We start from the raw sequence: 22861 nt of genomic DNA, 5'->3' as shown, positions 1-22861 counted from the left end.
GATTTCTCCGCAATTATTCGCGTTATTTACTGCGAGTATATCGCAATGTTCTAAACTATAAGTAAGTAAAAATATGAAAATAAACTAAATTTTATGTCGCAACAAACAGTTAAAAGTCCGTGTGTTGAAAATTGTTGCTTAAATGAAGATGACGTATGTTTGGGCTGTTTTCGTACCTTAGAAGAGATTTTATCTTGGTCGAGTATGAGTTTATCGCAAAAGCGAACTACGCTTAATTTATGTCAACAGCGAAAACAGCAAAAACAACATGCAAAAAAGGATTTTAATTCTAGATAACTCAAGTGTTTTGGCAATGCGCTTAAAAGTTTTACTGGAGTTATTGACGTGCCAAGTAGACCTACACCATTACAGCGACTTTGAACCAAGTAGCGAACCCACATTTTATGAGGCAATTGTTTTTGCCTCAGGCGTTCCCGAGAAATTAGTACTGCAAACCCAGCATTTATATGGTGATGTGCATGTATTTTTACTGGCCCCGAATGTCGAGGGCAGTAAACTCAGTGACAGCTTTACAAAACTGGTTAATGCGCTGCCTCGCGCTCTAGTCATTCATCCATTTTATAATAATAAGGAAGTGATAGGTCTACTTGAAGAAGGGCTGTCGATAGGCGCTGCGAGCCTTGATATCAAGCTACCTAAAATATTATTGGTGGATGACAATGCGACCCGCTTAAAGCGTTTAGAATCGAGCTTAAAAGGGGCGCACTTTGATGTTATTACCGCGGATACTGAGTTTTCTGCGATAGGACGTGCGGCACTGCACCAAATTGATTTACTGGTAAGTGATTTTAATATGGGCGAAATCACCGGTATTGATATATTTCGCCAAATTAAATCGGTCAACTCAGGCTGTCGCTGCATTCTTGTTACCTCAAAACCACACCAAAGTGCGCTCATTGAAGCGGTGCGGTTAGGAGTGGATGATGTACTTGAAAAACCGCTTGATGAAAGTGTGCTGTTACAAGCAATCTATAAGCTTTGGCATAGTGAACAGCTTGAACAAAGTAACCAAGAGTTGGTATCTAGGCTACAAGATACCGTTGATGCGCTTATCGAAAAAGACAGCTTACTGCGCGTTATCTATAAAAATACGCCTGATGCGATTGCTATCTTTAGCAACGACGGCACAATTTTAGAAGCCAATGATGCATTTTTAAGTTTATTTGCCAGAGAGCAAGATGAAGTACATGACTTATCATTTTTTGAATTGCTAGACGGTGCTATTTCAAATGAAATAAAAAACAATATTGCCAGCTTTCAACCTCAGTTTAATTTTGAGTTTGTGGTTACAACAGCAAAAGACGACATAGTGCCGTTTTCAGGCTCTTTTAGTGAGATTGACGTGCATGGTGAGCCATCTACTGCGGTTATTTTAAAAAATATTGCACATCTTAAGCGCAAACAGCAGCTGCTAGAAGAAGCAAAGCAATTACTTGAAGAAAAAGTAAATATTCGTACCCAAGAACTCGAGGCTGCGAAAAACCAAGCGGAGTTCGCTAACAAAAGTAAGTCGGAATTTTTGGCAAATATGTCTCATGAATTACGTACACCAATGCATTCGATTTTAAGTTTTTCTCAATTTGGCTTGGATAAACTCAATAGTGAGCCAATCCCTAAAGATAAACTGCAAAAATATCTTTCTCGTATCGAAAGTTCGGGGCAGCGACTCCTATCTTTATTAAACAATTTACTCGACCTATCTAAATTAGATGCGGGTAAGTTTCCGTTTAATCCTAGTAAGCACAATTTGAATCAATTAGTGCGAACCAGCATCGACGATATGTCGGGTGCATTATTGGCAAAAACAATTAATGTGCATTTTGTACCAGAAAAAGACCCGTTTTTTGTCGATTGTGATTGTGATCAAATCGCGCAAGTGATCCGAAACTTACTAGGCAATGCCATTAAATTTAGCGATGAACACAGTGAGATTGAAGTCGTAATAGACCATCACAATGACATGGTGCAATTAGCTGTACGCGACAGTGGACTAGGTATTCCAGATGAAGAGTTAGAAACAATATTTAACAAGTTTGAACAAAGCAGTAAAACCAACCGTGGTGCCGGTGGCACAGGACTTGGTCTGGCGATTTGTAAAGAGTTTATCGATTTGCACCACGGCCGTATTTGGGCCGAAAATAACCTTGAAAAAGGTGCGAGTGTATTTGTTAGTTTGCCAGTTTCTAATACTTTTGACTAAGCTAAATTTAGTTCAGTATAAATTAATGGAAAACAAGGAGTAAGTCATGAATTCAAACACAGTACTTGCTGTTGATGACGAACCGTTTAATTTGGAAATAATCGAGGAAATACTGGAGGATCATTACGATCTGCATTGTGTTGCAAGCGGGCCTGAATGCCTAGAGGCGGTTCGAAGAATTAACCCAAGCGTGATTTTGCTAGATGTTAGTATGCCAGATATGGATGGTTATGAGGTGTGTCGACGCTTAAAAGAAGACCCTGAAACCTCAGACATTACCGTGATGTTTGTCTCTGCCAGAGGCTCTGTTGAAGAGCGCATCGAAGGCTATAACGTTGGCGCCGAAGACTACATAGTTAAACCGTTTGGCCAGCAAGAGTTACAAGGCAAATTAGACACCTTGTTTAAGGTAGTCGAAAACAAACGTATGCTAGAACAACAGCTGCAAGATGCTACGGACACTGCGTTTAATGCAATGGCCAATAGCAGTGAAATGGGCAGCATAGTGCAGTATGTAGAGCAAATCGGCAAAATTGATGAAAAAGAAGAGCTCGCGCAAGCGCTCATTAATTGCATGCGTGGTTTTGGCCTTAAAACGAGCATTGAGTTTCGTACCAAAAATAATCGCTCTCAATACAGTTCGGAGGGGATTTGCTCACCTATGGTGGTCGAGCTATTTGAGCTGTTGCAAAATAAAGGGCGTTTATATGAGTTTATGCCGAGAATCTTAGTAAATTACCCAAGGGTTAGCCTACTCATTATGAACTTACCAAGTGATGACCCTGAAAAACTAGGACGTATTCGCGATAATATTTGTTTTGTGGTGGGCGTAACAGAGCACCAGCTTGATGCCATTTTGACCCGTAAGCAACTAGGCAACCAAAAGCTTAAGTTGCGACAAGCATTCTCAATGGTTCGTGATAAATTTGAAGACTTAGTGGGTGTACTCAATCTCAGTCATGAAATGAATGAGGCAATTTTTAGGGAGTTACAGGAAGAGTTTGAAGATCGGATTCCACTGATGGGCTTAGATGAAGATCAGGAGCAATATATTTATAAAAAAGTGGATGACACAATTCAAAAGTCGGTTGCTCGCGAAGACTTATTGCAAGATATAACACGCGCCTTTACTGAGCTTGAAAATGATCTAAGTGTTATGCTGAAGTAAACGCTCTGTATTTCAACTTCAATTACTTAAGTTTAAGAAAAACAGCTGTTAGAGGCATATTTGCGATTTACATCTTAGGTTATTTACCAAGGGTTAAGCATCTCTTGGTAAGCCTTTCTCAATAATACGAATTAATCGTTTTGTTTTGTTGTCTCTTTGCGCTGTTTTATTGTGTTGTTGTGCGAGTGCCCAATGAATGTGCTCAAGCAGCATTTCAGAAGCATCGCTTTGTGCGCTCTCTAATGCGTTTATAATATCGCTGTTTGCATCTGCATTTCCTAGCGCTACTGCGATATTACGTCGCCAACGCTCAATACCAATACGGCGAATAGCGCTGCCTTCGGTATTTTTTAGAAAGGTTGCTTCGTCCCATGCAAAAAGCGTAAGTAAGTCCTGACTTTTTAACTGCTTACGAATATGGAAGTCATCTTCGGCTGTAAGCTGTCCGTAGCGGTTCCACGGACACACTAACTGGCAATCATCGCAACCGTAAATACGGTTGCCTAATAGTGAACGAAATTCCTCGGGAATAGCGCCTTGTTTTTCAATTGTTAGGTATGAAATACAGCGTCTTGCATCAACTACATAAGGTTCAACAATTGCGCCAGTAGGGCACGAGGTAATGCATGCCACGCAGCTTCCGCATTTGTTCTCTACCGACTCTTCGTTTACCGGTAGCGGTAAATCCACAAATAATTCACCTAAGAAAAACCAAGATCCCGCTTCTTGATTCAGTATTAGCGTGTGTTTTCCGGTCCAGCCGAGTCCTGCTTTTTCAGCTAGTTGGCGCTCTAATACGGGGGCTGAATCAACAAAGGGTCTAAACCCTAAGGTAATTTGATGCTGTTCTAGTTCTTGCTCTAACTTTTTACCGAGTTGCTTTAAGCGATTACGCATTAATTTATGATAATCGCGGCCTAGGGCATAACGACTTATATATGCGGTTTGTTTGTTTTTTAAATCTTTAGCAAAACTCGCATCTGGTGGTAGGTAATTCATGCGCACAGAAATAACTCGTTGTGTGCCTGGCACGAGTTCGGCAGGGCGTGCACGCTTCATGCCGTGTGCAGCCATATACTCCATTTCGCCATGGTAGCCTGCATCTAGCCATCGTTGTAATTGTGCTTCGTGCTGAGATAGGTCAATATCGGTGATACTCACTTGGTCAAAACCAAGCTCTTTTGCCCAAAGCTTGATTTTTTCTACCAAATTCGGATAGTTAAGAGTAGACATACCAGTAGGTGAAATAAATGACGCCAGAATTAAACACTAATTTACCACAGTTTGCATATAGCGCCCAACAAGTAAAAGACAATGAAGCGATAGTTGCATCGCAGCAAAATGTTGAGATGTACGCGCTGATGCAACAGGCTGCCGCATCGGTTTTTCAGTTACTGATGTTGAAATATGGTAATTGCGATAAAGTTCAAGTGATTGCTGGTGGCGGTAACAATGGAGGTGATGGTTACTGGGTGGCTAATTATGCCTTGCAGCATGAGCTTGATGTTACGGTATTCAGTGTTAAGGATGTAAATCAGTTAGCCGGTGACGCTAAGCGCGCTTACTTAGATTACATAAAGCAAGGCGGCGAAGTAGTTGATAGCTTAGATACCAGTGCCGACGTATATATTGATGCACTGTTGGGTATCGGTTTTTGCGGTGAGTTAAGTAGTGAATATTCAGATGTTATCAATCACATTAACCAACAGAATAAACCTATTATTGCGGTAGATTTACCTTCAGGTCTGAATGCGACAACAGGCGAAGTGGCAAAAGCCTGTATCAATGCTAATTATACAGTGAGCTTTATTGCTCTTAAGCAAGGGTTATTAAGCGGTAATGCTAAGCAGCATGTAGGCAATTTATATTTTGCAGGACTCGGATTAGCCGATGCTTTTATTGAACATGTTGAACCACTCTCTCAGTTAGTAAATTATGACGCGTTAAAAGCATCACTGCCGGTTCGTCATATCAATAGTTATAAACAACAACTTGGCCATGTTTTATTAATTGGTGGCGATAAACCTATGCCGGGGGCTATTCGCATTGCGGCTGAGTCCTGCCTGCGCGCAGGTGCTGGGCTTGTCAGTGTAGCGACGCATCCAGAAAATCGCGCCATTGTGGTCCAAGGGCGTTATGAACTTATGGTACACGCCGTCGAACACGCAACAGAGTTGCAACCACTAATTGAAAAAGCTGATGTGTGTGTGATTGGTCCAGGCCTCGGCTTGTCAAATTGGAGTAAGACCGTATGGCAGGCAATCGAGAAGGTCAATAAACCAATTATTATTGATGCGGATGGGCTTAACTTGTTAGCTCAAAAGCCGATTGACCTAGCGCACATGATTATTACCCCGCACAGCGGAGAGGCTTCAAGGTTACTGGGTATCTCAAGTTCTGAAATTGAACTTAATCGTTTTGATTCAGTCTCTAAATTAGCAAAGCAATATAACGCAATAGCCTTGTTAAAAGGGGCGGGCAGCTTAGTTGCTAATAGTCATCATACGGTAATTAATACGTCGGGCAGCGTTAGTATGGCAAGTGCTGGGATGGGCGATTGTTTATCTGGTATAATCGCTGGCTTAATTGCGCAGGGCATGCCGAATTTTGAAGCTGTTCAATTGGCTGTTAATATTCACGGCCGCGCAGCGGAAATTGCAGAGCAACAGGGTAAGCGTGGCATGTTAGTCTCAGATCTGTACCCTTTAATTAGAAAACTGGTTGATTAGTGGAGAAGTAAATGGATCAGCAAGATGGGGTTTTTAATTGCTTTTTGGCCGATGAAACTGAAACAGTTGCCATGGGCAGTAAATTGTCTTCATGCATACATGAAGGTGCTGTTATCTTTTTACATGGCGACTTAGGTGCGGGCAAAACGACGCTTACACGCGGCGTTGTGCAAGGTTTTGGTCATACCGGTAAAGTAAAAAGTCCAACCTATACCTTGGTTGAACCCTACGAATTAGCTTCACAAAATGTTTATCACTTCGATTTATATCGCCTTGCAGATCCCGAAGAATTGGAGTTTATGGGCATTCGAGACTACTTTGAAAATAATTCAGTGTGTTTAATTGAATGGCCAGAAAAAGGCGCTGGAATGCTTGCACAGGCAGATCTAGAGATTACAATGGAATATGTCGATAATGCGCGTAGAATAACCATAATGGCGAACAGTCAAAGTGGCAAAACAATAATAAATAAGCTGAAGAATGACTAGCGATTGGTACAATATTAAATCTCTATTTCGAGTAATTACAATTGTCATGATGTTTGTGAGTGTTAACTTATACGCTGCAAACAAAATTGACAGTGTGCGTGTTTGGCCGTCTCCCGAGAGCACCCGTGTGGTACTCGATATGAAAGAGAAGCCTGAATACAGCTACTTCTTTTTGAAAAACCCATTGCGCTTGGTGGTTGATATAAAATCAACACCAGGGCGCGCAGCAACATTTCCAAAAATTGATAAAAAACATCAATTAATTAAAAAAATTCGCTACAGCACACCAAAGCGAAAATCTGATACGCGCCTAGTATTTGAACTGTTAGCACCGGTTAAACCGGTTATCTTTTCACTCGCACCAACAGGCCCGTATAGCGACCGACTTGTATTCGATTTATACAGTAAAGAAAAACCGAAAGCACAAACAGTTGTAAAAAGCCGCGATATTAGCAGTGATAGAGACATTGTTGTTGCAATTGATGCAGGGCACGGTGGTGAGGACCCAGGCTCTATTGGTCCATCCGGTACCTATGAAAAAACGATTACATTACAAATAGCAAAACGTTTGGCAGCTAAGATCAATGCTGAAAAAGGTATGTCGGCAATTATGCCGCGTACCGGTGATTACTACGTAAAATACAATACGCGTACTCAGCGTGCTCGAACCAAAAAAGCGGATTTCTTTATATCCATTCATGCTGATGCATTTACGTCGCCACAACCTCGCGGAGGCTCTGTTTGGGTGCTTTCGCTAAGACGTGCTAATTCAGAAATTGGTAAATGGATAGAAAATCGAGAGCAACACTCTGAGCTATTAGGTGGTGCGGCAGATGTGTTAAAAGATACTCAGCAAGAGCGTTATTTGGCACAAGCATTGCTCGATATGTCGATGGATCACTCAATGAAAACTGGCTTTGAAGTGGCTGAAGATGTAATTAGTGAAATGCGAAAAGTCACACGCATGCATAAAAAAGTGCCGCAGGCTGCGAGTTTGGCTGTATTAAAATCACCTGATATTCCCTCTATTTTGGTTGAGACAGGCTTTATATCTAACCCAACAGAAGAGCGTTTGCTAAAAACCAGAGACCACCAAGAAAAGCTCGCGACGGCAATTTTTAAATCGGTAAAGGCGTATTTTAGGAATAATCCTCCTGAAGATTCATATTTTGCCAAGCTGAAAAAAGATCAACCGCGTTTTCATAAGGTACGTTCAGGCGAATCTCTTAGTGTGCTTGCGAGTCGTTATGGGGTAACGGTTAGCTCTTTGAAAAAGGCTAATAAGTTATCGTCGAATACGTTATACATCGGGCAAAATTTAGCTATTCCACGTAGCTAATAGTGCCTCGATTTTAGAACTTGTAATTATGTCTATACAAATATTACCCGAGCGTCTTGCCAACCAAATAGCTGCTGGTGAAGTAGTAGAACGCCCCGCATCAGTGGTTAAAGAGCTGGTGGAAAACAGTTTAGATGCGGGTGCAACGCGCATTCAAATTGATATTGAACGCGGTGGTCACAAACTAATACGTATTCGCGATAATGGCTTTGGTATTGACAAAGACCAACTCACTTTAGCGTTGTCACGCCATGCAACCAGCAAAATAAAATCACTTGATGACTTAGAGCAAATCGCATCACTAGGCTTTCGTGGCGAAGCCTTGGCGTCAATTAGCTCAGTATCGCGTTTAACATTGACCTCTAAAACTGAGGCACAAAGCGAAGCGTGGCAAGCTTATGCCGAAGGGCGAGATATGGCGGTACAAATTACGCCTGCCTCGCATCCTAATGGCACAACAATAGAAGTTGTAGACCTGTTTTTTAATACACCTGCTCGACGCAAATTTTTACGTACGGAAAAAACCGAATTTCACCATATTGATGAATTGCTGAAGCGCATTGCATTGTCGCGTTTTGATGTGGCAATTACGCTTAAGCACAACGGTAAAACTGTGCGTCAATATCGTGCGCAAATGCAGCAAGAAAATTACGTCAAGCGCGTTGCCCAAGTTGCGGGAAAAGTCTTTGAACAGCAGGCTGTCTATGTCGATTCTGGTGATGAGCGCTTACGCCTGTATGGCTGGGTGTTACCCGTTGGTGATAAAACAGAGCCGCAGTACACTTATGTTAATGGTCGAATGATGCGTGATAAGTTAATTTTTCACGCTATTCGTCAAACATTTGAAGAATATGCTTCAGGCTATGATATTCCGGGTTTTGTTATTTACCTTGAAATTGAGCCGCGCCAAGTCGATGTGAATGTACACCCAGCGAAACACGAAGTCCGCTTTCATCAAGGGCGTTTAGTACATGACTTTATTGTACAAGCAGTGAGGCAAGCGATTAGTTTTGAACAGCCGCTTGCTCTAGCGCCAAGCAATGAGACTGGTGATTATCTACTACAGCAAATGCATCAATTTGATACTGGGCATGAACCCAGCGCGGTGACTACGCCGCAAGTGCGTGAACAAAGTGCCTCTTTTTCTGCGTCTAGTGGTAGTTCGGGTTACAAAAAGCCGCTAATGCAGCATCATCAAGTACCTGATAGCGTAAAACAGCATTCGGTAAATGCCTTCTATCAGGGAGTCGCCGATCAGGTCATTGAATCCGCAGTTCATCACACGCTTAATGATATACCGCAATCAACTAATAGCGCAGAATGCATTGAGTTATTGCCGCTACGCCAAGGAAAAGCACTGCGCAGTGTAAATGGTGAACCGCAGTTGGTCGATCTTACGCCTGCAATCCTTACCCTCTGGCAAATGCATGTTGAACAACAAGGGCAACTTGAAAGTAAAAGTCTGCTGTTACCTGTTCGTATCAATTTATCGTCAGACTTGCTTGATAAAGTGCAAGACAACCTTTCATGGTTAGGAATTCTTGGTTTTGATATTGCTGTCAACTCTCAGTTTTTGTTAGTAAAAAAATTACCTGAGGTTTTATATTCAGTGGATGTTAATCAAATCTTAGATAACTTGTTTGAGCATGCATTGCGACAAAATGAAAAAACCGATCTGACGTTTTGGCTGACTTGGCTGAAAAATATTGCCTTAGTTCAGCCTCTGGGCTACACAATTACTAAGCAATTAGTCGAGTTAGTGGTAAAAAAGCCTGAATTAATTGCCAGTTTTAAAACGAAAACTGTTAAAATTGACATAGAAAACAGTCTTTTTGACTAACCGATTAATTTTTAGTTTAGCAAGGAAAAACGTTGCAACAATTGCCAATTATTTGCTTAATGGGACCGACTGCTTCCGGTAAAACCGACTTAGCTATTCAACTTTGTCAGCATTTAAATACCGAAGTAATAAGCGTCGACTCTGCGTTGGTATACAAAGGCATGGATATTGGTTCTGCGAAGCCGAATGCTGAAGAGTTGGCATTAGCACCGCATCGACTTATCGATTTAATCGATCCTGCTGATAGTTATTCTGCAGCTGACTTTCGTCGTGATGCGCTAGATAATATTGCCCAGTTGCATAGCCAAGGCAAAATTCCGCTCTTGGTGGGTGGCACCATGATGTATTTCAAAGCGTTACTTGAAGGCTTGTCACCATTACCAAATGCAGACCAAGCAATTCGTGCTGAACTTGAGCAAGAAGCGCAGGTTAAAGGCTGGCCCGCATTGCATCAAGAACTGGCACACGTCGATCCAGTTGCAGCTGCAAAAATTAATGAAAATGACTCACAGCGTATTAATCGCGCTTTAGAGGTATACCGTTTAATGGGTAAACCAATGAGTGAGCTACAAAAGGTTAAGTCAGAACCGTTACCTTTTGATGTTTTACAGTTTGCGATTGCACCGAGCGATCGCGCTGTGTTACACCAACGTATTGAAAAAAGATTTAAAATAATGCTCGATATGGGGTTTGAAAAAGAAGTTCTGGCCTTATATACAAGAAAGGACTTACATCCAGACCTACCGTCTATTCGCTGTGTAGGTTATCGTCAAATGTGGGATTATCTCGCAGGCGAGGATGATTATGATGAAATGGTTTTTAAGGGCATAGCTGCTACGCGTCAGCTTGCTAAACGTCAGTTGACTTGGTTACGTGGCTGGCAAAATATTACTTGGCTAGAATCAGGCGATGAAGAAAACTTGCAACGCGTGTTAAGTTCGCTAAGCTAGTAAAGTGGTGCAGTAAAAATAATTGAATTCGTTAGAGTTATCGAATTTTATAAGAACACCTAGAACTAAGGAAAATAACAATGGCAAAAGGCCAATCATTACAAGACCCATTTTTGAACGCGTTACGCCGTGAACGTATTCCTGTAGCAATTTATTTAGTTAACGGCATCAAGCTACAAGGCAAAATTCAGTCATTTGACCAATTTGTAATTTTACTAGAAAACACTGTAAACCAAATGGTTTACAAACACGCTATTTCAACTGTTGTACCTGCACGAGCTGTTAATTTCCAAGCAACTCAGGGCGGTGCAGAAGACGAGAGCGGTAACTACTAATTAATAGGAGTTTAATGCTTGTTTGACCGTTATGAAGCCGGTGAACAGGCAGTCTTAGTTCATATCGAATTTCCAAATGAAGGTGATCGTGAAGATTTGCAAGAATTGGAAATGCTCGTTTCTTCAGCTGGTGTAAATGCATTGACGATTGTGCAAGGCAGTCGTCAATCACCGCATGCCAAATACTTCGTCGGAAGCGGTAAAGCTGAGGAAATTGCTGAGATTGTCAAAATCCATGATGCAGATGTAATCATCTTTAATCACGAATTGTCCCCCTCACAAGAACGTAACTTAGAGGCGATATGTAAATGTCGCGTGCTTGATAGAACGAGTTTGATTCTTGATATCTTTGCGCAAAGAGCGCGTACTCATGAAGGTAAGCTACAAGTAGAACTTGCGCAATTACGCCATATTTCTACCCGATTGATTCGAGGTTGGACTCACCTTGAAAGGCAAAAAGGGGGCATAGGTTTACGAGGTCCGGGAGAAACCCAGCTTGAAACCGATCGCCGTTTAATTCGTGGCAAAATTAAAAATATTTTAAAGCGCTTAGAAAAAGTAGCTAAACAACGTGAACAAGGACGCCGCGCACGAAACCGAAATGAAATTCCAACCGTATCATTAGTTGGCTATACCAATGCGGGTAAATCAACCTTGTTTAATCGCATCACCGACAGTGATGTATATGCGGCGGATCAGTTGTTTGCGACGCTTGACCCAACACTTCGTAAAATTGAGGTGCCAGATTTGGGGCCAACAATTCTTGCCGATACTGTTGGTTTTATTAGGCATTTACCCCATGACTTAGTCGCAGCGTTTAAATCAACGTTAGCTGAGACCCGTGAAGCGGATTTACAACTTCACGTGATTGATGTTGCAGATGCAAGGCGCCAAGAAAATATCGAACAAGTACAAGATGTACTGAGAGAAATCGATGCTGATGAAGTTCCGCAGTTATTGGTTTACAACAAAATCGATTTAGTGGAAGAGGTGTCTCCACGTATTGATCGCAATGATGAAGGTAGACCTATTCGCGTTTGGTTATCGGCACAAACTGGGGTAGGTTGTGAACTATTGCTTGAAGCGATTGGCGAATGCTTAGCGGAACAAATGTTCCATGAAAATATGCGCATTCCGCCGCAATTAGGTCGCTTACAAGGTGCGCTTTATCGATTAAATGCGGTGCAAGCTGAAAACTTTGATGAGCTGGGTAATTGGCTATTAGATGTCAGGTTACCTATGTCAGACTGGCAGCGCTTGAAAAAAGAGTTCGGTGAGCAAATACAAGAATTAGTGGTTTAACTTTTCAAAAATATTTGTTTACCGTAAAAATTAGAAAATCCCCTAAGGTTTTGGTAAATTTACCAAAGTTTAATTTTAATTATTAATATTGGAGTGACGCTATGGCCTGGAACGAGCCGGGTAACAATGGCAACGACAAAGACCCATGGAATAACAAGGGCGGTCGAGATCAGGGTCCACCTGATTTAGATGAAGTGTTCCGCAAATACGGCGACCGCTTTGGTGGCTTATTTGGCGGCAAAAAAGGATCAAGCAACGGCGGTTTAAGTGGCCCTGCACTGGTATTTGTTTTAATTATCGCTATTACTGTTTGGGCTATTAGTGGTTTTTACACGGTGAAAGAAGCAGAGCGTGGTGTTGTATTACGCTTTGGTCAGTTCCATGAAGTTGCTATGCCAGGTCTTCGTTGGAAAATGACGTTTGTTGATCGTGTCATCCCTGTAGATATTGAAGCAGTGCGTTCACTTTCTGCATCAGGCTTTATGCTTACAGAAGATGAGAACGTGGTAAGTGTTGAGTTCGTGGTTCAGTACCGTGTTACCGATGCATATTTATACCGCTTCAGCGTAACGGATGCAGATCACAGCTTACAGCAAGCGCTTGATAGTGCACTACGTTATGTTGTTGGTCATGCAAAAATGGATGATGTGTTAACGAAAGGCCGTGAGCAGGTGCGTCAAGACACTTGGCAGGAACTTGAGAAAATTATCACGCCATATAACTTAGGTATCGTACTGACAGACGTTAACTTTAAAGATGCGCGTCCACCGGCAGAAGTTAAAGATGCGTTTGATGATGCAATTGCTGCACAAGAAGATGAAGAGCGTTTTATTCGTGAAGCTGAAGCATATCAACGTGAGATTGAACCAACTGCGCGTGGTCGTGTAACACGTATGACGCAAGAAGCAGAAGCGTATAAAGAGCGTGTAACGCTTGAAGCGCAAGGTGAAATCGCCCGTTTTGAACGTCTATTACCAGAATACCAAGCTGCTAAAGAAGTAACGCGTCAGCGTCTTTATATCGATGCGATGGAAGAGGTATTAGGTAATACGTCAAAGGTAATTGTTGATGTAGAAGGTGGTAATAATATGATGTATTTACCGCTTGATAAAATTATTCAGCAATCGAAAGAAAATACAACGCCTGCTCGTCAACGCAATGACGTTGATAATTTGAGACAGCAACTAGGTACAACGAAAAACAGTCAGCTAAATTCAGCGAATGACCGCTACTCTAGCGACCGTTATAACTCTGGGAGATACAATCAATGAAAAACTTTGGTTTAGTTATTGTTGTTATTCTAGCGATGCTTAGTTTTTCTGGTCTGTTTGTGGTGCCAGAAGGTCAAAAGGCAATTGTATTAGAGTTTAGTAAAGTTAAGAAAGATAGCGAAGATAACCCGGTTGTGTATGAGCCAGGTCTGCAATTTAAAATGCCGTTTATCTCTCAAGTACGTAAGCTAGATTCGCGTATTCAAACACTGGACGGTTCACCAGATCGTTTTGTAACAAGCGAAAAGAAAGACTTAATTGTTGATTCGTATGTTAAATGGCGTGTCAAAGACTTCAGTAAGTTTTACCTGCGTGCACGTGGTGATAAGCAATATGCTGAAACACTACTTAAGCAAAAGGTGAACAATGGTTTAAGAACTAACTTTGGTTCGCGCACAATTCGCGAGATTGTGTCAGGTGAGCGTAGCGCACTAATGGAAGAGGCATTATCGCAAGCTTCTGAAAGTGCTGCTGAGTTAGGTATTGAAGTGCTTGACGTACGTGTGAAGAAAATTAATTTACCGACAGAAGTAAGTAACTCAATTTTCCAACGTATGCGCGCTGAGCGTTCTGCTGTAGCGAAAGAACACCGTTCGGAAGGTATGGAGAAGGCTGAAGAAATTCGCGCTGACGTAGACCGTCGTGTAACGGTTATGCTTGCTGATGCAGAGCGTAATGCACGAAGTGTACGTGGTGAAGGTGATGCGTTAGCAGCAAAAATTTATGCTGATGCGTACAACAAAGACGCTGAATTCTATAGCTTCTTACGCAGCCTAGATGCTTACAAAGCAACCTTTAAAAATAAAGAAGACGTTATGGTGCTTAGCCCTGATAGTGACTTCTTTAAGTATATGAAGCAAACCGGTAAGTAATTTACCCAGTTGCAATTTAATATTGAAAGCCCTGCACTTTGCAGGGCTTTTTTATGGAGAAAATAATGAGCTTTGATGTATTGCTACTGGCGTTTGCTTTGTTGTTAATTTTTGAAGGGCTTGGGCCTGCTTTATTTCCAGCGAAATGGCGCGAGTATTTACGCGAAATAGCGCAATTATCTGATCCGCAATTGCGGATGATAGGCGTTGCTTTAATCTTGATTGGTTGGCTGCTTTTTATGTGGCTAAAACCATAAAATAAAAAACAACCAAGAGATAAAATAAAAATTAAATTTATTAGTAAATTATCTAAAAACAACAGTGCTTAATGAGCTTGTATATACCAATTTAATTGAAGTTATTTAGATAAAATGATGAAAAAAGCTGCTAAACGGGGTGATCTTTGCCCCCATTTTTTGATAGAATCTGCGCCTAATTTTCTTTAAGTGAAGTTACAATGGGTAAAAACGTCGTTGTATTAGGCACCCAATGGGGTGACGAAGGTAAAGGTAAGGTTGTTGACCTACTAACAGATAAAGCGTCTTTAGTTGTACGTTATCAAGGTGGTCACAACGCAGGTCACACACTCGTTATTAACGGTGAGAAAACAGTTCTTCACCTTATCCCATCAGGTGTTCTACGTGACAATGTTAAATGTGTAATCGGTAACGGTGTAGTATTAGCACCAGATGCACTTATGCGCGAAATCGGCATGCTTGAAGAGCGTGGTGTTCCGGTTAGAGAGCGTTTATTAATTTCTGAAGCATGTCCACTAATCCTACCGTACCACGTAGCATTAGACATGGCTCGTGAAGAAGCACGTGGCGCTAAAGCTATCGGTACTACAGGTCGTGGTATTGGTCCAGCTTACGAAGATAAAGTGGCGCGTCGTGGCTTACGTGTTGGCGATTTATTTAACCCAGAGTTATTCGCTGAAAAACTAAAAGAAGTACTTGAGTATCATAACTTTACACTAGTTAATTACTACAAAGTTGATCCAGTTGATTACCAAGAAACATTAGATGCAGCAATGGCTGTTGCTGACATTCTTAAGTCTATGGTTGTTGACGTTACTGAGTTACTTGACCAAGCACGCACTAATGGCGAGCACATCTTATTTGAAGGTGCGCAAGGTACGCTACTTGATATCGACCACGGTACATACCCATACGTTACGTCTTCAAATACAACGGCTGGCGGTGTTGCTACGGGTGCTGGTTTTGGTCCATTAAACCTAGATTACGTATTAGGTATCGTGAAAGCATACACAACACGTGTTGGTTCAGGTCCTTTCCCAACGGAACTTTATGACGGTTTAGATAAGCAAGACCCTGTTGGCAAACACTTAGGTGACAAAGGTCACGAGTTTGGCGCAACAACTGGTCGTTTACGTCGTACAGGTTGGTTCGATGCTGTTGCAATGCGTCGTGCGGTACAAATTAACTCTATTACAGGCTTCTGTTTAACTAAACTAGACGTATTAGACGGTTTAGAAACAATCAAAATCTGTACTGGTTACCAGCTTGAAGATGGCACAGTTACAAACGTAACACCACTTGCTGCTGAAGGTTACGAGAAAGTTACACCAGTATACGAAGAGATGCCAGGTTGGAGCGAAAATACGTTCGGTGTAACAACTTACGAAGGCTTACCGCAAGCTGCACGTAACTACATCAAGCGTTTAGAAGAAATCACTGGTGTACCAATCGATATCATTTCGACTGGCCCAGATCGTGTAGAAACAATGATTGTACGTAACCCATTTGGTGAGTAAATTTAGTTTCTAGAAAAAAGCTGCAGTTTGCAGCTTTTTTTATGCCTAAAATTCAAAGGTTGGTATATATTTTGTATCAATTATTTTAAATTGGTATGAGCTCCAGTTCTGTTATACCAATTCTGTTAAGTATGTGATCAGGGATAGCGTTGGATAAATGAAATGGTAACAAGGCGGAATTTTTCTTATGTAGTTGTTCTACATTGATAAATTCTAACGCAGTTAGCATGATATTTAGCCCGCTAGGATGATCAGCTATTTAAGTGAATTGGTATTAAATATTTGAACACGTTTATCGCGCTAGCTATAAGTTGAGTGCGGTGGTTAGCTCACTGAATGATTAACTAGTTAAGTGAATTGACTTAATTAGCCTCGAATATCTGAGAATTATTATGCGTTTATTTATGCGAACATTGTGTCAAACCTTTGCTGCAACAGGGCTACTTTTTAGCTCTGCAAATGTGCTTGCCGAAAACCCTGAACTTCAAGCAGTGCAAATCTACAGCCAAGATGAACTCATTAAACTCATAAATAAAAATGAACATTTAACACGAGTAAAGCTCGATGATTGCCAACTTGTGCAGGATATCGAAGCGCGTGCAAGTAAAATGAAAATCCCCGCATACCAGTTTTTATATGGCGATATGTTGGCGTATGCAGTATGTGTAGAACGCGATGTTGATCTTGGCGTGTATTACATGCGCGAAGCGGCAGATCAGGGTTTAGCGGCGGCGCTAGAGCAGCTTGGTCGCTATTACCATGTTGGTCAATTAGTGCAGCGCGATATCAATAAAGCCATTATTTATCTACGCGAGGCCGCATCGCTTGGTAATTTAAATGCGCAAATTAGGCTTGTTGATTTGTTTAACGCGGGGCTCGGTAGCCCTCGCGATTTTGAAGATGCATACCGCTGGCTTAATGGCGCTTTAATTTACGATAAAAAGCGTCATCAAGAAGTCGCGAAAAAGCTCGCATTGCTCGCTGAAAAAATGCCGCCGAGCGCCTTAGCTCGCGCCAAAAAATAAAAACGCCATGTAACTTAACGATTATGCTTGTGCGAACTGCTCTTTATCGGGCAGCCAACGGGCAATAATTTGCTCAGCAAGGTCGCTATGTTCAGTTAAAAAGCGTTTAGCGACGGGCCTAACTTGTTCTACTAGTGCTTTGTCTCGCACAAGATCAGCAATTCTAAATTCCGCAAGTCCCGTCTGCTTTGTACCAAGCACTTCGCCGGGTCCACGGATCTCTAAATCTCGTTCTGCAATGACAAAGCCGTCATTGCTATCGCGCAGCACTCCTAAGCGTTTCTGACCTGTGTTAGATAGTGGAGGGTGATATAGCAGTACGCAATGCGATGCAACTGAGCCACGGCCAACACGGCCGCGTAACTGGTGTAATTGGGCAAGCCCTAAACGTTCTGGGTTTTCAATAATAATTAAGCTAGCGTTAGGTACATCTACCCCAACTTCTATTACGGTTGTAGCAACCAGTACGTCTATTTTGCCCGCTTTAAACTCCGACATGATGAACTGCTTTTCACTTGGTTTCATGCGGCCGTGTACCAATTCGATAGCAACGTCAGGTAGCGCTTTAGCTAATTCTTTTGCGCTATTCTCCGCAGCTTGACATTGCAATGCCTCAGATTCTTCAATTAGCGTACACACCCAATAAACCTGACGCTTGTCTTGCAGTACAGACTGCTGTACACGGTTAATAATGTCTTGGCGGCGGGTATCAGGAATAGCCACCGTTGTAATAGGTGTTCTGCCCGGTGGTAACTCGTCAATAATCGATGTTTCTAAATCGGCATAGGCGGTCATTGCTAAGGTGCGTGGAATAGGTGTTGCGGTCATAACTAACTGGTGTGGATAGCAATTGCCATTACGGCCTTTTTCACGTAATTCTAAACGTTGGTGTACGCCAAAGCGGTGTTGTTCATCAATAATAATCAACGCGAGATTATTAAAGCTCATTGTTCTTGGAATAACGCATGGGTGCCGACAATCATTTGTGCTTCGCCGGAGGCTATTTGCTCAAGTGCTACAGTGCGTTCTTTGCCTTTAGTTTTACCTGCTAACCACGCAATTTTAACCCCTAACGGCTCAAACCAAGCTCGAAAAGCGTTAGCGTGCTGTTCGGCTAAAATCTCGGTAGGTGCCATTAAGGCAACTTGATAACCTTGGCTAATTGCCGTAAGTGCTGACATTGCCGCGACTAGCGTTTTTCCCGAACCAACATCGCCTTGTACTAATCGCATCATAGGGTAGGGCTGAGTCAGATCGTGTTTAATTTCTGCCACTACACGCTGTTGCGCATTAGTTGGTGTGAAAGGTAGCTGGGCAAGTAGCTGTGGCTCAAGAGAATTTGTTGGTGGCAAGGTTACCGCCTGATGCACTTGCCCTTTGGCACGCAGTTTTAAAAGGCTTAAATTTTGTGCCAGTATTTCTTCAAATGCGAGTCGTTGCTGAGCAGGGTGAAGCCCTTGTTCAAGCAATAGCGTACTTTCCTCAGGACTTGGTTTGTGAAGCGTTAGTAAGGCTTTTTTTAAACTGTACCCTTGTGGTTGATACTGAGCTGGCAAGAGTTCTTGAATATCGTAGCGCTCTAGTAAAGCTACGGCTTGGCTACTTAGTTTGCGTAACGACAGCTGCTTTAAGCCTTCCGTTGTTGGGTAAACGGGCGTAAGTGATTCTTCAACTTGGCTTGTCGCATGCTCATCGATGATTTTATACTCAGGATGAGCCATTTCATAGCCGTTCCTACCACGGCGAATTTCACCAAAACAGCGTATTTTACTGCCCGCAGTTAAATTATTTTTTTGTGCAGCGGTAAAAGTGAAAAAGCGTAAGGTTAGTCTGCCAGTGCCATCGTTAACTTGGCAATTAAGCATGCGGCGTTTACCAAAGCTGATATTGGTATTTTCAATAGTCGCTTCAATGCTGACATGATAGTGCGCTTGCAGCTCGCAAATAGGGTAAATGCGAGTGCGATCTTCATAGCGCAGCGGTAAATGAAAGAGTAAGTCTTGTACGGTAAAAATATGCAGCTTTGCTAAACGCTCTGCAATTTTAGGCCCAGCACCTTTCAGTTCAGTGATGGGATATGAGGCAAGATCAATTGCCATAGCTGTCCTTTCGTTTTTACCGTCCTTGGTTTTTAACAGGTTAAGTTTAAAGTTGCAATAGATAGCTGTAAAAATAACCAGTGTTTGGCTTAAGCTTTTTTAACAAAACGTAGGGTATTCCAAAACGCTTCGTCAGCCACAATTTCACCCTCATCATCAAGTTCTGGGTAAGCTAGGCCTTTTTGTCGGCATTGTTGCGCGATAATAGGGTGACAGCCTTCAAATAGTAATGTGTGCTTGGTGTTTTTATCTAAGTGGTCATTAGGCTGATACATGTCTGCATTTTCGCGCTGGCGCTGTGCTTCATAAAGAATTAGCGCTGCAGCAACGGATACATTTAATGACTGCACCATGCCTTCCATTGGAATGATAATATGCTGGTCCGCATGAGCCAGTGCTTTGTCGGAAATACCATCGCGTTCTTGGCCAACAATAACGGCAGTTGGCTTAGTGTAGTCGATTTCACGAAAATCAACGGCGCTATCTGATAGGTTTGTCGCTAAAATTTGCACGCCTGGAATTTGTTCACGAAGTGCTTTTACCGCATCATCAATATCATCGTGCATATGGGTTTCTACCCAGTTTTTACTACCACCCGATGTATTATTAGTTAAACGGCGCTGTTCTCTTGGCCAAACTGCATGAACATGGTGACAACCAACGGCGTCAGCGGTTCTAACAATTGCTGATAAGTTATGATGTTTGTGCACTTCGTCTAAGCACACAGTTAAATCAATTTGACGTTTGTCGAGTACAGATTTTACGCGTTTGTAACGGTTGTCGGCCATGGTTATTCTCCGGAAAATTCGCGGCGATTATACCTAGCTGGTGTGTCTCTCGCAATTATTCTGCATCGCAGTGAAATGTTATGGCGTTACATCTCGGTTAATTGGGTTTTGTAAGGAGATTAAGGTCTCGGTTGATTGGATTACGTCAATAGCTTGTATTTTATTGATTAGCACGTCTTGCAGGTGATCAATTGAACGTGTCACAACCTTAATGAAAATACTGTAATTACCTGTGGTGTAATAGGCTTCTACCACTTCTTCTAACGCTTCTAAGCGCTTGATGGTGTCGGGATAATCTTTGGCATTTTTTAAGTTAATACCAATAAAACAACATACGTCGTAACCTAGATTTTTTTCGTTAATAGAAACTTTTGTGCCGGTAATAATATTGGCTTGTTTCATTTTCTCAACACGTACGTGAATTGTGCCGGCACTGACTTCAAACTTTTTTGCTAGCTCAGCATAAGGCACGCGCGCGTTATCCATCAACGCGTGCAGAATCGATTTGTCGAGATTATCCATTTTGTATTGGGTCATAATTTTGGTTAGGTTGTTTTAAACTCTAATTCGATTTTGTTTTTATCAATACGTGCAGTAAGGGGTGGGTAAGTGCGCGCCGTTTTGAGTACTTTGTTAAAAATACGCAGCTCTACGTTCGAGTGTAGTGCTTTTTGTACTTCGAGATAGCAGTAATCACGGAGCATATGAATAGCACGTTCTAGCTTGGCGGCTTTATTTGGCAGTAACTCAATTAACTGTTCGTTAAGGTTTTGCTTATCAGAGATTTCAATTAACAAGTTTTGTTGTTTATCGGCGTCTTCGATAGACAGTGCTTTATCAAACTCTGACTCGAGCGCTTCTAGCTGCTGATTACATAAGCGCACTTGTTCAAAAATTTCGTCGGTGCGGTTTTTCAATAATACAGCTGCATGACCTAAGTGAATTTCTGTATGTGCTCCTTTGTCGGTGCCCACTTCACCACAGATCATGGTTTTAGCATCAAGCACTTTACCGCCAATGAGTTTACCATCCCCTTTTTCAGGGTTGCCGATCATTAGCTCGTTTTTCGCTTTAATGTGGCAGTGGCTTGCCTGACTTTTAATTTTAACCTGATTGCCAGATAAGTACGTATATTGTGCGTAGCTGATGGTTAAGTTGCCTTCACAGCTAATTTTATTTGAAAGCTCATCGTTCTCTTTATGGTGGCCTAAACAGCCTTCTTTAATTTCTATGCTGCCTGTGGCGTTTAGCTCCGCAGATTCAACGCTACCAAATACGGTAATGTCGCCTTTTGCGGTTACTTTCATACCTGGTTCAATGTTCTCGGTAATGATCACTGAACCGTCAAAATCAATATGGCCTGATTTTACATCGACATTAGGAATGGTAAATACATCGTCAACGCGCATACCGTATTTGTCATCAACAGGAACGCCGGCAATAGTAGCAACTAGGTACTTATCGTCGGTGCCACTTAGTTCAGTGCCGTCACCTGCAATTAACTTTACTTCATCGCCCGGTTTGGCTTTTAGTGTTTCACCAAGCACGTTAAATCCGTCTTTGCCTAATGTAGCAAAGTGGTGCGTCATTAGGGTATCACCGGGTTTTACACTGGCGAGTGCGCCAAAATCACGCATATCTACAGAGCCATCTTCGCGGCGCTTTGGTTGACGCACGCGGTCGGCAAGAGTTTGTACATTCTTTTCAAGCGAACCGTTTTTACCGGCAACAGGAATTTGCCCTTTGGCAATTACGCCCGAAAGCTCTTTGCCGGGCATTGCCTCAAATTGCTTACCTAGTAACGATTCTAACCAAACTTGTTTGTAACCGCGGGTGATATTGGCTTGTTTAATGATTTCAACGGCCTGTTCCATGCTCATCAATTCACCGCCGTAGGCCGTGGTTAACACGGCGGTTGCAGCCATTTTGTCTTCACTGACCGATACAGTCAGCGTTGCATCGTGTTTTTCCGCAACAATCAGTTCGTCAAAGTCGGGATCGCGAAAAGCCTCTTTCACTTCTTTTGTTAAAACATAACAATCGGCGAATTCAGAGTTAGCGAGTGCTTGAAAGACAAAGTCAGCACTCGGCGGCATGGGCGTTTGCTCAGAAACTGTCAGTACAACTTGATTTTCGTTATTAAGAGTAAACACTTAAGCTCCTAGGCCATTATGATTAACAAACTATACATGTTTTTTTAGCATAAAAAAAAGGGCATAACAGCCCTTTATATTTAATTTTTTCATTATTTTATTAATGGATTAAATTAATTAGTTGATGGTAACTCTAAAATGCCATCAATTTCGATTTGTGAACCTTTTGGCAGTTCAGCAACGCCAATCGCAGCGCGCGCTGGATACGGTTCGTTAAAATACTGGCTCATCACTTCATTTACGGTTGCGAAGTTAGATAGGTCGGTTAGGAAAATATTTACTTTAACCATGTTTTGAATTTCGCCGCCAGCAGCCTGACATACAGATACTAGGTTTTTAAATACTTGGTGTGTTTGTTCAGTGAAATCGTCTGATACCATTTCCATTGTTTCAGGAACCAGTGGAATTTGGCCTGAAAGGTAAACCGTAGTACCTACTTTTACTGCTTGGCTATACGTGCCAATTGCTGCAGGTGCTGAATCAGTGCTAATAATTGATTTTGTCATA

Annotated in this window: 20 protein-coding genes and 1 pseudogene; 15 read left to right on the top strand and 6 right to left on the bottom strand. The window is 42.0% G+C overall.

Translation table 11 applies throughout. The features are described from left to right. Nucleotides 1-93 precede the first annotated feature (93 nt). The 3 genes from C2M30_RS05845 to C2M30_RS05835 are packed head-to-tail and all read left to right on the top strand — an operon-like array spanning nucleotide 94 to nucleotide 3389. A complete protein-coding gene (locus C2M30_RS05845; protein ID WP_054979076.1) occupies nucleotides 94-297 on the top strand; it encodes a DUF1289 domain-containing protein in 204 nt (67 codons plus the stop codon). Continuing rightward, nucleotides 269-2221, top strand: coding sequence for a hybrid sensor histidine kinase/response regulator (locus C2M30_RS05840; protein ID WP_105170981.1), 1953 nt, complete (start codon nucleotides 269-271; stop codon nucleotides 2219-2221). Before C2M30_RS05845 ends, C2M30_RS05840 begins: the two co-directional genes overlap by 29 nt. A 46-nt stretch (nucleotides 2222-2267) precedes the next feature. Next, nucleotides 2268-3389 (top strand): response regulator, encoded by a 1122-nt coding sequence (locus tag C2M30_RS05835; protein ID WP_105170980.1) that lies wholly within the window; start codon nucleotides 2268-2270, stop codon nucleotides 3387-3389. Nucleotides 3390-3482: 93 nt separating this feature from the next. On the opposite strand, the gene queG is transcribed toward C2M30_RS05835, so the two are convergent. Further along, the gene (queG, locus tag C2M30_RS05830; RefSeq protein ID WP_105170979.1) at nucleotides 3483-4622 is read right to left on the bottom strand and encodes a tRNA epoxyqueuosine(34) reductase QueG; all 1140 of its coding nucleotides are present in this window, start codon (nucleotides 4620-4622) and stop codon (nucleotides 3483-3485) included. A 17-nt stretch (nucleotides 4623-4639) separates the two neighbouring features. Here queG and C2M30_RS05825 point away from each other — a divergent pair, with 17 nt between their 5' ends. From C2M30_RS05825 to C2M30_RS05770, 12 genes are all read left to right on the top strand, one after another. After that, nucleotides 4640-6118 carry an NAD(P)H-hydrate dehydratase gene (locus C2M30_RS05825; RefSeq protein ID WP_105170978.1) on the top strand — a complete coding sequence of 493 codons (1479 nt, stop codon included), beginning with the start codon at nucleotides 4640-4642 and terminating at the stop codon, nucleotides 6116-6118. An 11-nt stretch (nucleotides 6119-6129) separates the two neighbouring features. After that, entirely contained in the window at nucleotides 6130-6606 is a 477-nt protein-coding gene (gene tsaE / locus C2M30_RS05820; protein ID WP_054979081.1) for a tRNA (adenosine(37)-N6)-threonylcarbamoyltransferase complex ATPase subunit type 1 TsaE, read from the top strand. A 46-nt stretch (nucleotides 6607-6652) separates the two neighbouring features. Continuing rightward, nucleotides 6653-7945, top strand: a complete 1293-nt coding sequence (locus tag C2M30_RS05815; protein WP_198521131.1) for an N-acetylmuramoyl-L-alanine amidase — start codon at nucleotides 6653-6655, stop codon at nucleotides 7943-7945. 28 nt (nucleotides 7946-7973) lie between these two features. Continuing rightward, nucleotides 7974-9785: a DNA mismatch repair endonuclease MutL gene (mutL, locus tag C2M30_RS05810; RefSeq protein ID WP_105170977.1), complete on the top strand. Its 1812-nt coding sequence runs from the start codon at nucleotides 7974-7976 to the stop codon at nucleotides 9783-9785. A 32-nt stretch (nucleotides 9786-9817) separates the two neighbouring features. Further along, on the top strand, nucleotides 9818-10735 hold the full coding sequence (miaA, locus tag C2M30_RS05805) for a tRNA (adenosine(37)-N6)-dimethylallyltransferase MiaA (protein WP_105170976.1): 918 nt from the start codon (nucleotides 9818-9820) through the stop codon (nucleotides 10733-10735). Between the two features lie 80 nt (nucleotides 10736-10815). Beyond that, complete coding sequence (gene hfq, locus C2M30_RS05800; RefSeq protein ID WP_010561063.1) at nucleotides 10816-11070, top strand: RNA chaperone Hfq; 255 nt, start codon at nucleotides 10816-10818, stop codon at nucleotides 11068-11070. An 18-nt stretch (nucleotides 11071-11088) separates the two neighbouring features. Further along, entirely contained in the window at nucleotides 11089-12372 is a 1284-nt protein-coding gene (gene hflX / locus C2M30_RS05795) for a ribosome rescue GTPase HflX (protein WP_100912634.1), read from the top strand. 101 nt (nucleotides 12373-12473) lie between these two features. Further along, nucleotides 12474-13643, top strand: a complete 1170-nt coding sequence (gene hflK / locus C2M30_RS05790; RefSeq protein ID WP_105170975.1) for an FtsH protease activity modulator HflK — start codon at nucleotides 12474-12476, stop codon at nucleotides 13641-13643. Continuing rightward, nucleotides 13640-14515 carry a protease modulator HflC gene (gene hflC / locus C2M30_RS05785; protein WP_100912635.1) on the top strand — a complete coding sequence of 292 codons (876 nt, stop codon included), beginning with the start codon at nucleotides 13640-13642 and terminating at the stop codon, nucleotides 14513-14515. The genes hflK and hflC overlap by 4 nt, the downstream gene beginning before the upstream one ends. A gap of 65 nt (nucleotides 14516-14580) precedes the next feature. Continuing rightward, nucleotides 14581-14772, top strand: a complete 192-nt coding sequence (locus tag C2M30_RS05780; RefSeq protein WP_105170974.1) for a DUF2065 domain-containing protein — start codon at nucleotides 14581-14583, stop codon at nucleotides 14770-14772. Between the two features lie 200 nt (nucleotides 14773-14972). Next, nucleotides 14973-16289 carry an adenylosuccinate synthase gene (locus C2M30_RS05775; protein WP_010561058.1) on the top strand — a complete coding sequence of 439 codons (1317 nt, stop codon included), beginning with the start codon at nucleotides 14973-14975 and terminating at the stop codon, nucleotides 16287-16289. 392 nt (nucleotides 16290-16681) lie between these two features. After that, nucleotides 16682-17314: a tetratricopeptide repeat protein gene (locus C2M30_RS05770; RefSeq protein ID WP_100912637.1), complete on the top strand. Its 633-nt coding sequence runs from the start codon at nucleotides 16682-16684 to the stop codon at nucleotides 17312-17314. A 21-nt stretch (nucleotides 17315-17335) separates the two neighbouring features. Here C2M30_RS05770 and recG read toward each other — a convergent pair. The 5 genes and pseudogenes from recG to C2M30_RS05745 form a co-directional block, all read right to left on the bottom strand. Then, nucleotides 17336-19413: pseudogene (gene recG / locus C2M30_RS05765) on the bottom strand (ATP-dependent DNA helicase RecG). 89 nt (nucleotides 19414-19502) lie between these two features. Further along, nucleotides 19503-20201, bottom strand: coding sequence for a tRNA (guanosine(18)-2'-O)-methyltransferase TrmH (trmH, locus tag C2M30_RS05760; protein ID WP_100912639.1), 699 nt, complete (start codon nucleotides 20199-20201; stop codon nucleotides 19503-19505). A 78-nt stretch (nucleotides 20202-20279) separates the two neighbouring features. Continuing rightward, nucleotides 20280-20738 carry a transcriptional regulator AsnC gene (gene asnC / locus C2M30_RS05755; protein WP_010561054.1) on the bottom strand — a complete coding sequence of 153 codons (459 nt, stop codon included), beginning with the start codon at nucleotides 20736-20738 and terminating at the stop codon, nucleotides 20280-20282. 8 nt (nucleotides 20739-20746) lie between these two features. Further along, complete coding sequence (locus C2M30_RS05750; RefSeq protein ID WP_105170973.1) at nucleotides 20747-22354, bottom strand: DUF342 domain-containing protein; 1608 nt, start codon at nucleotides 22352-22354, stop codon at nucleotides 20747-20749. A gap of 113 nt (nucleotides 22355-22467) precedes the next feature. Beyond that, the gene (locus C2M30_RS05745) at nucleotides 22468-22860 is read right to left on the bottom strand and encodes a RidA family protein (protein ID WP_105170972.1); all 393 of its coding nucleotides are present in this window, start codon (nucleotides 22858-22860) and stop codon (nucleotides 22468-22470) included. Between the last annotated feature and the right edge of the window lies 1 nt (nucleotide 22861).

The sequence above is a fragment of the Pseudoalteromonas sp. T1lg24 genome, assembly GCF_002964745.1.
Taxonomy (GTDB): domain Bacteria; phylum Pseudomonadota; class Gammaproteobacteria; order Enterobacterales; family Alteromonadaceae; genus Pseudoalteromonas; species Pseudoalteromonas spongiae.
Note: the sequence above shows the minus strand (reverse complement) of the source record. Positions and strands in the feature narration are given on the sequence as shown.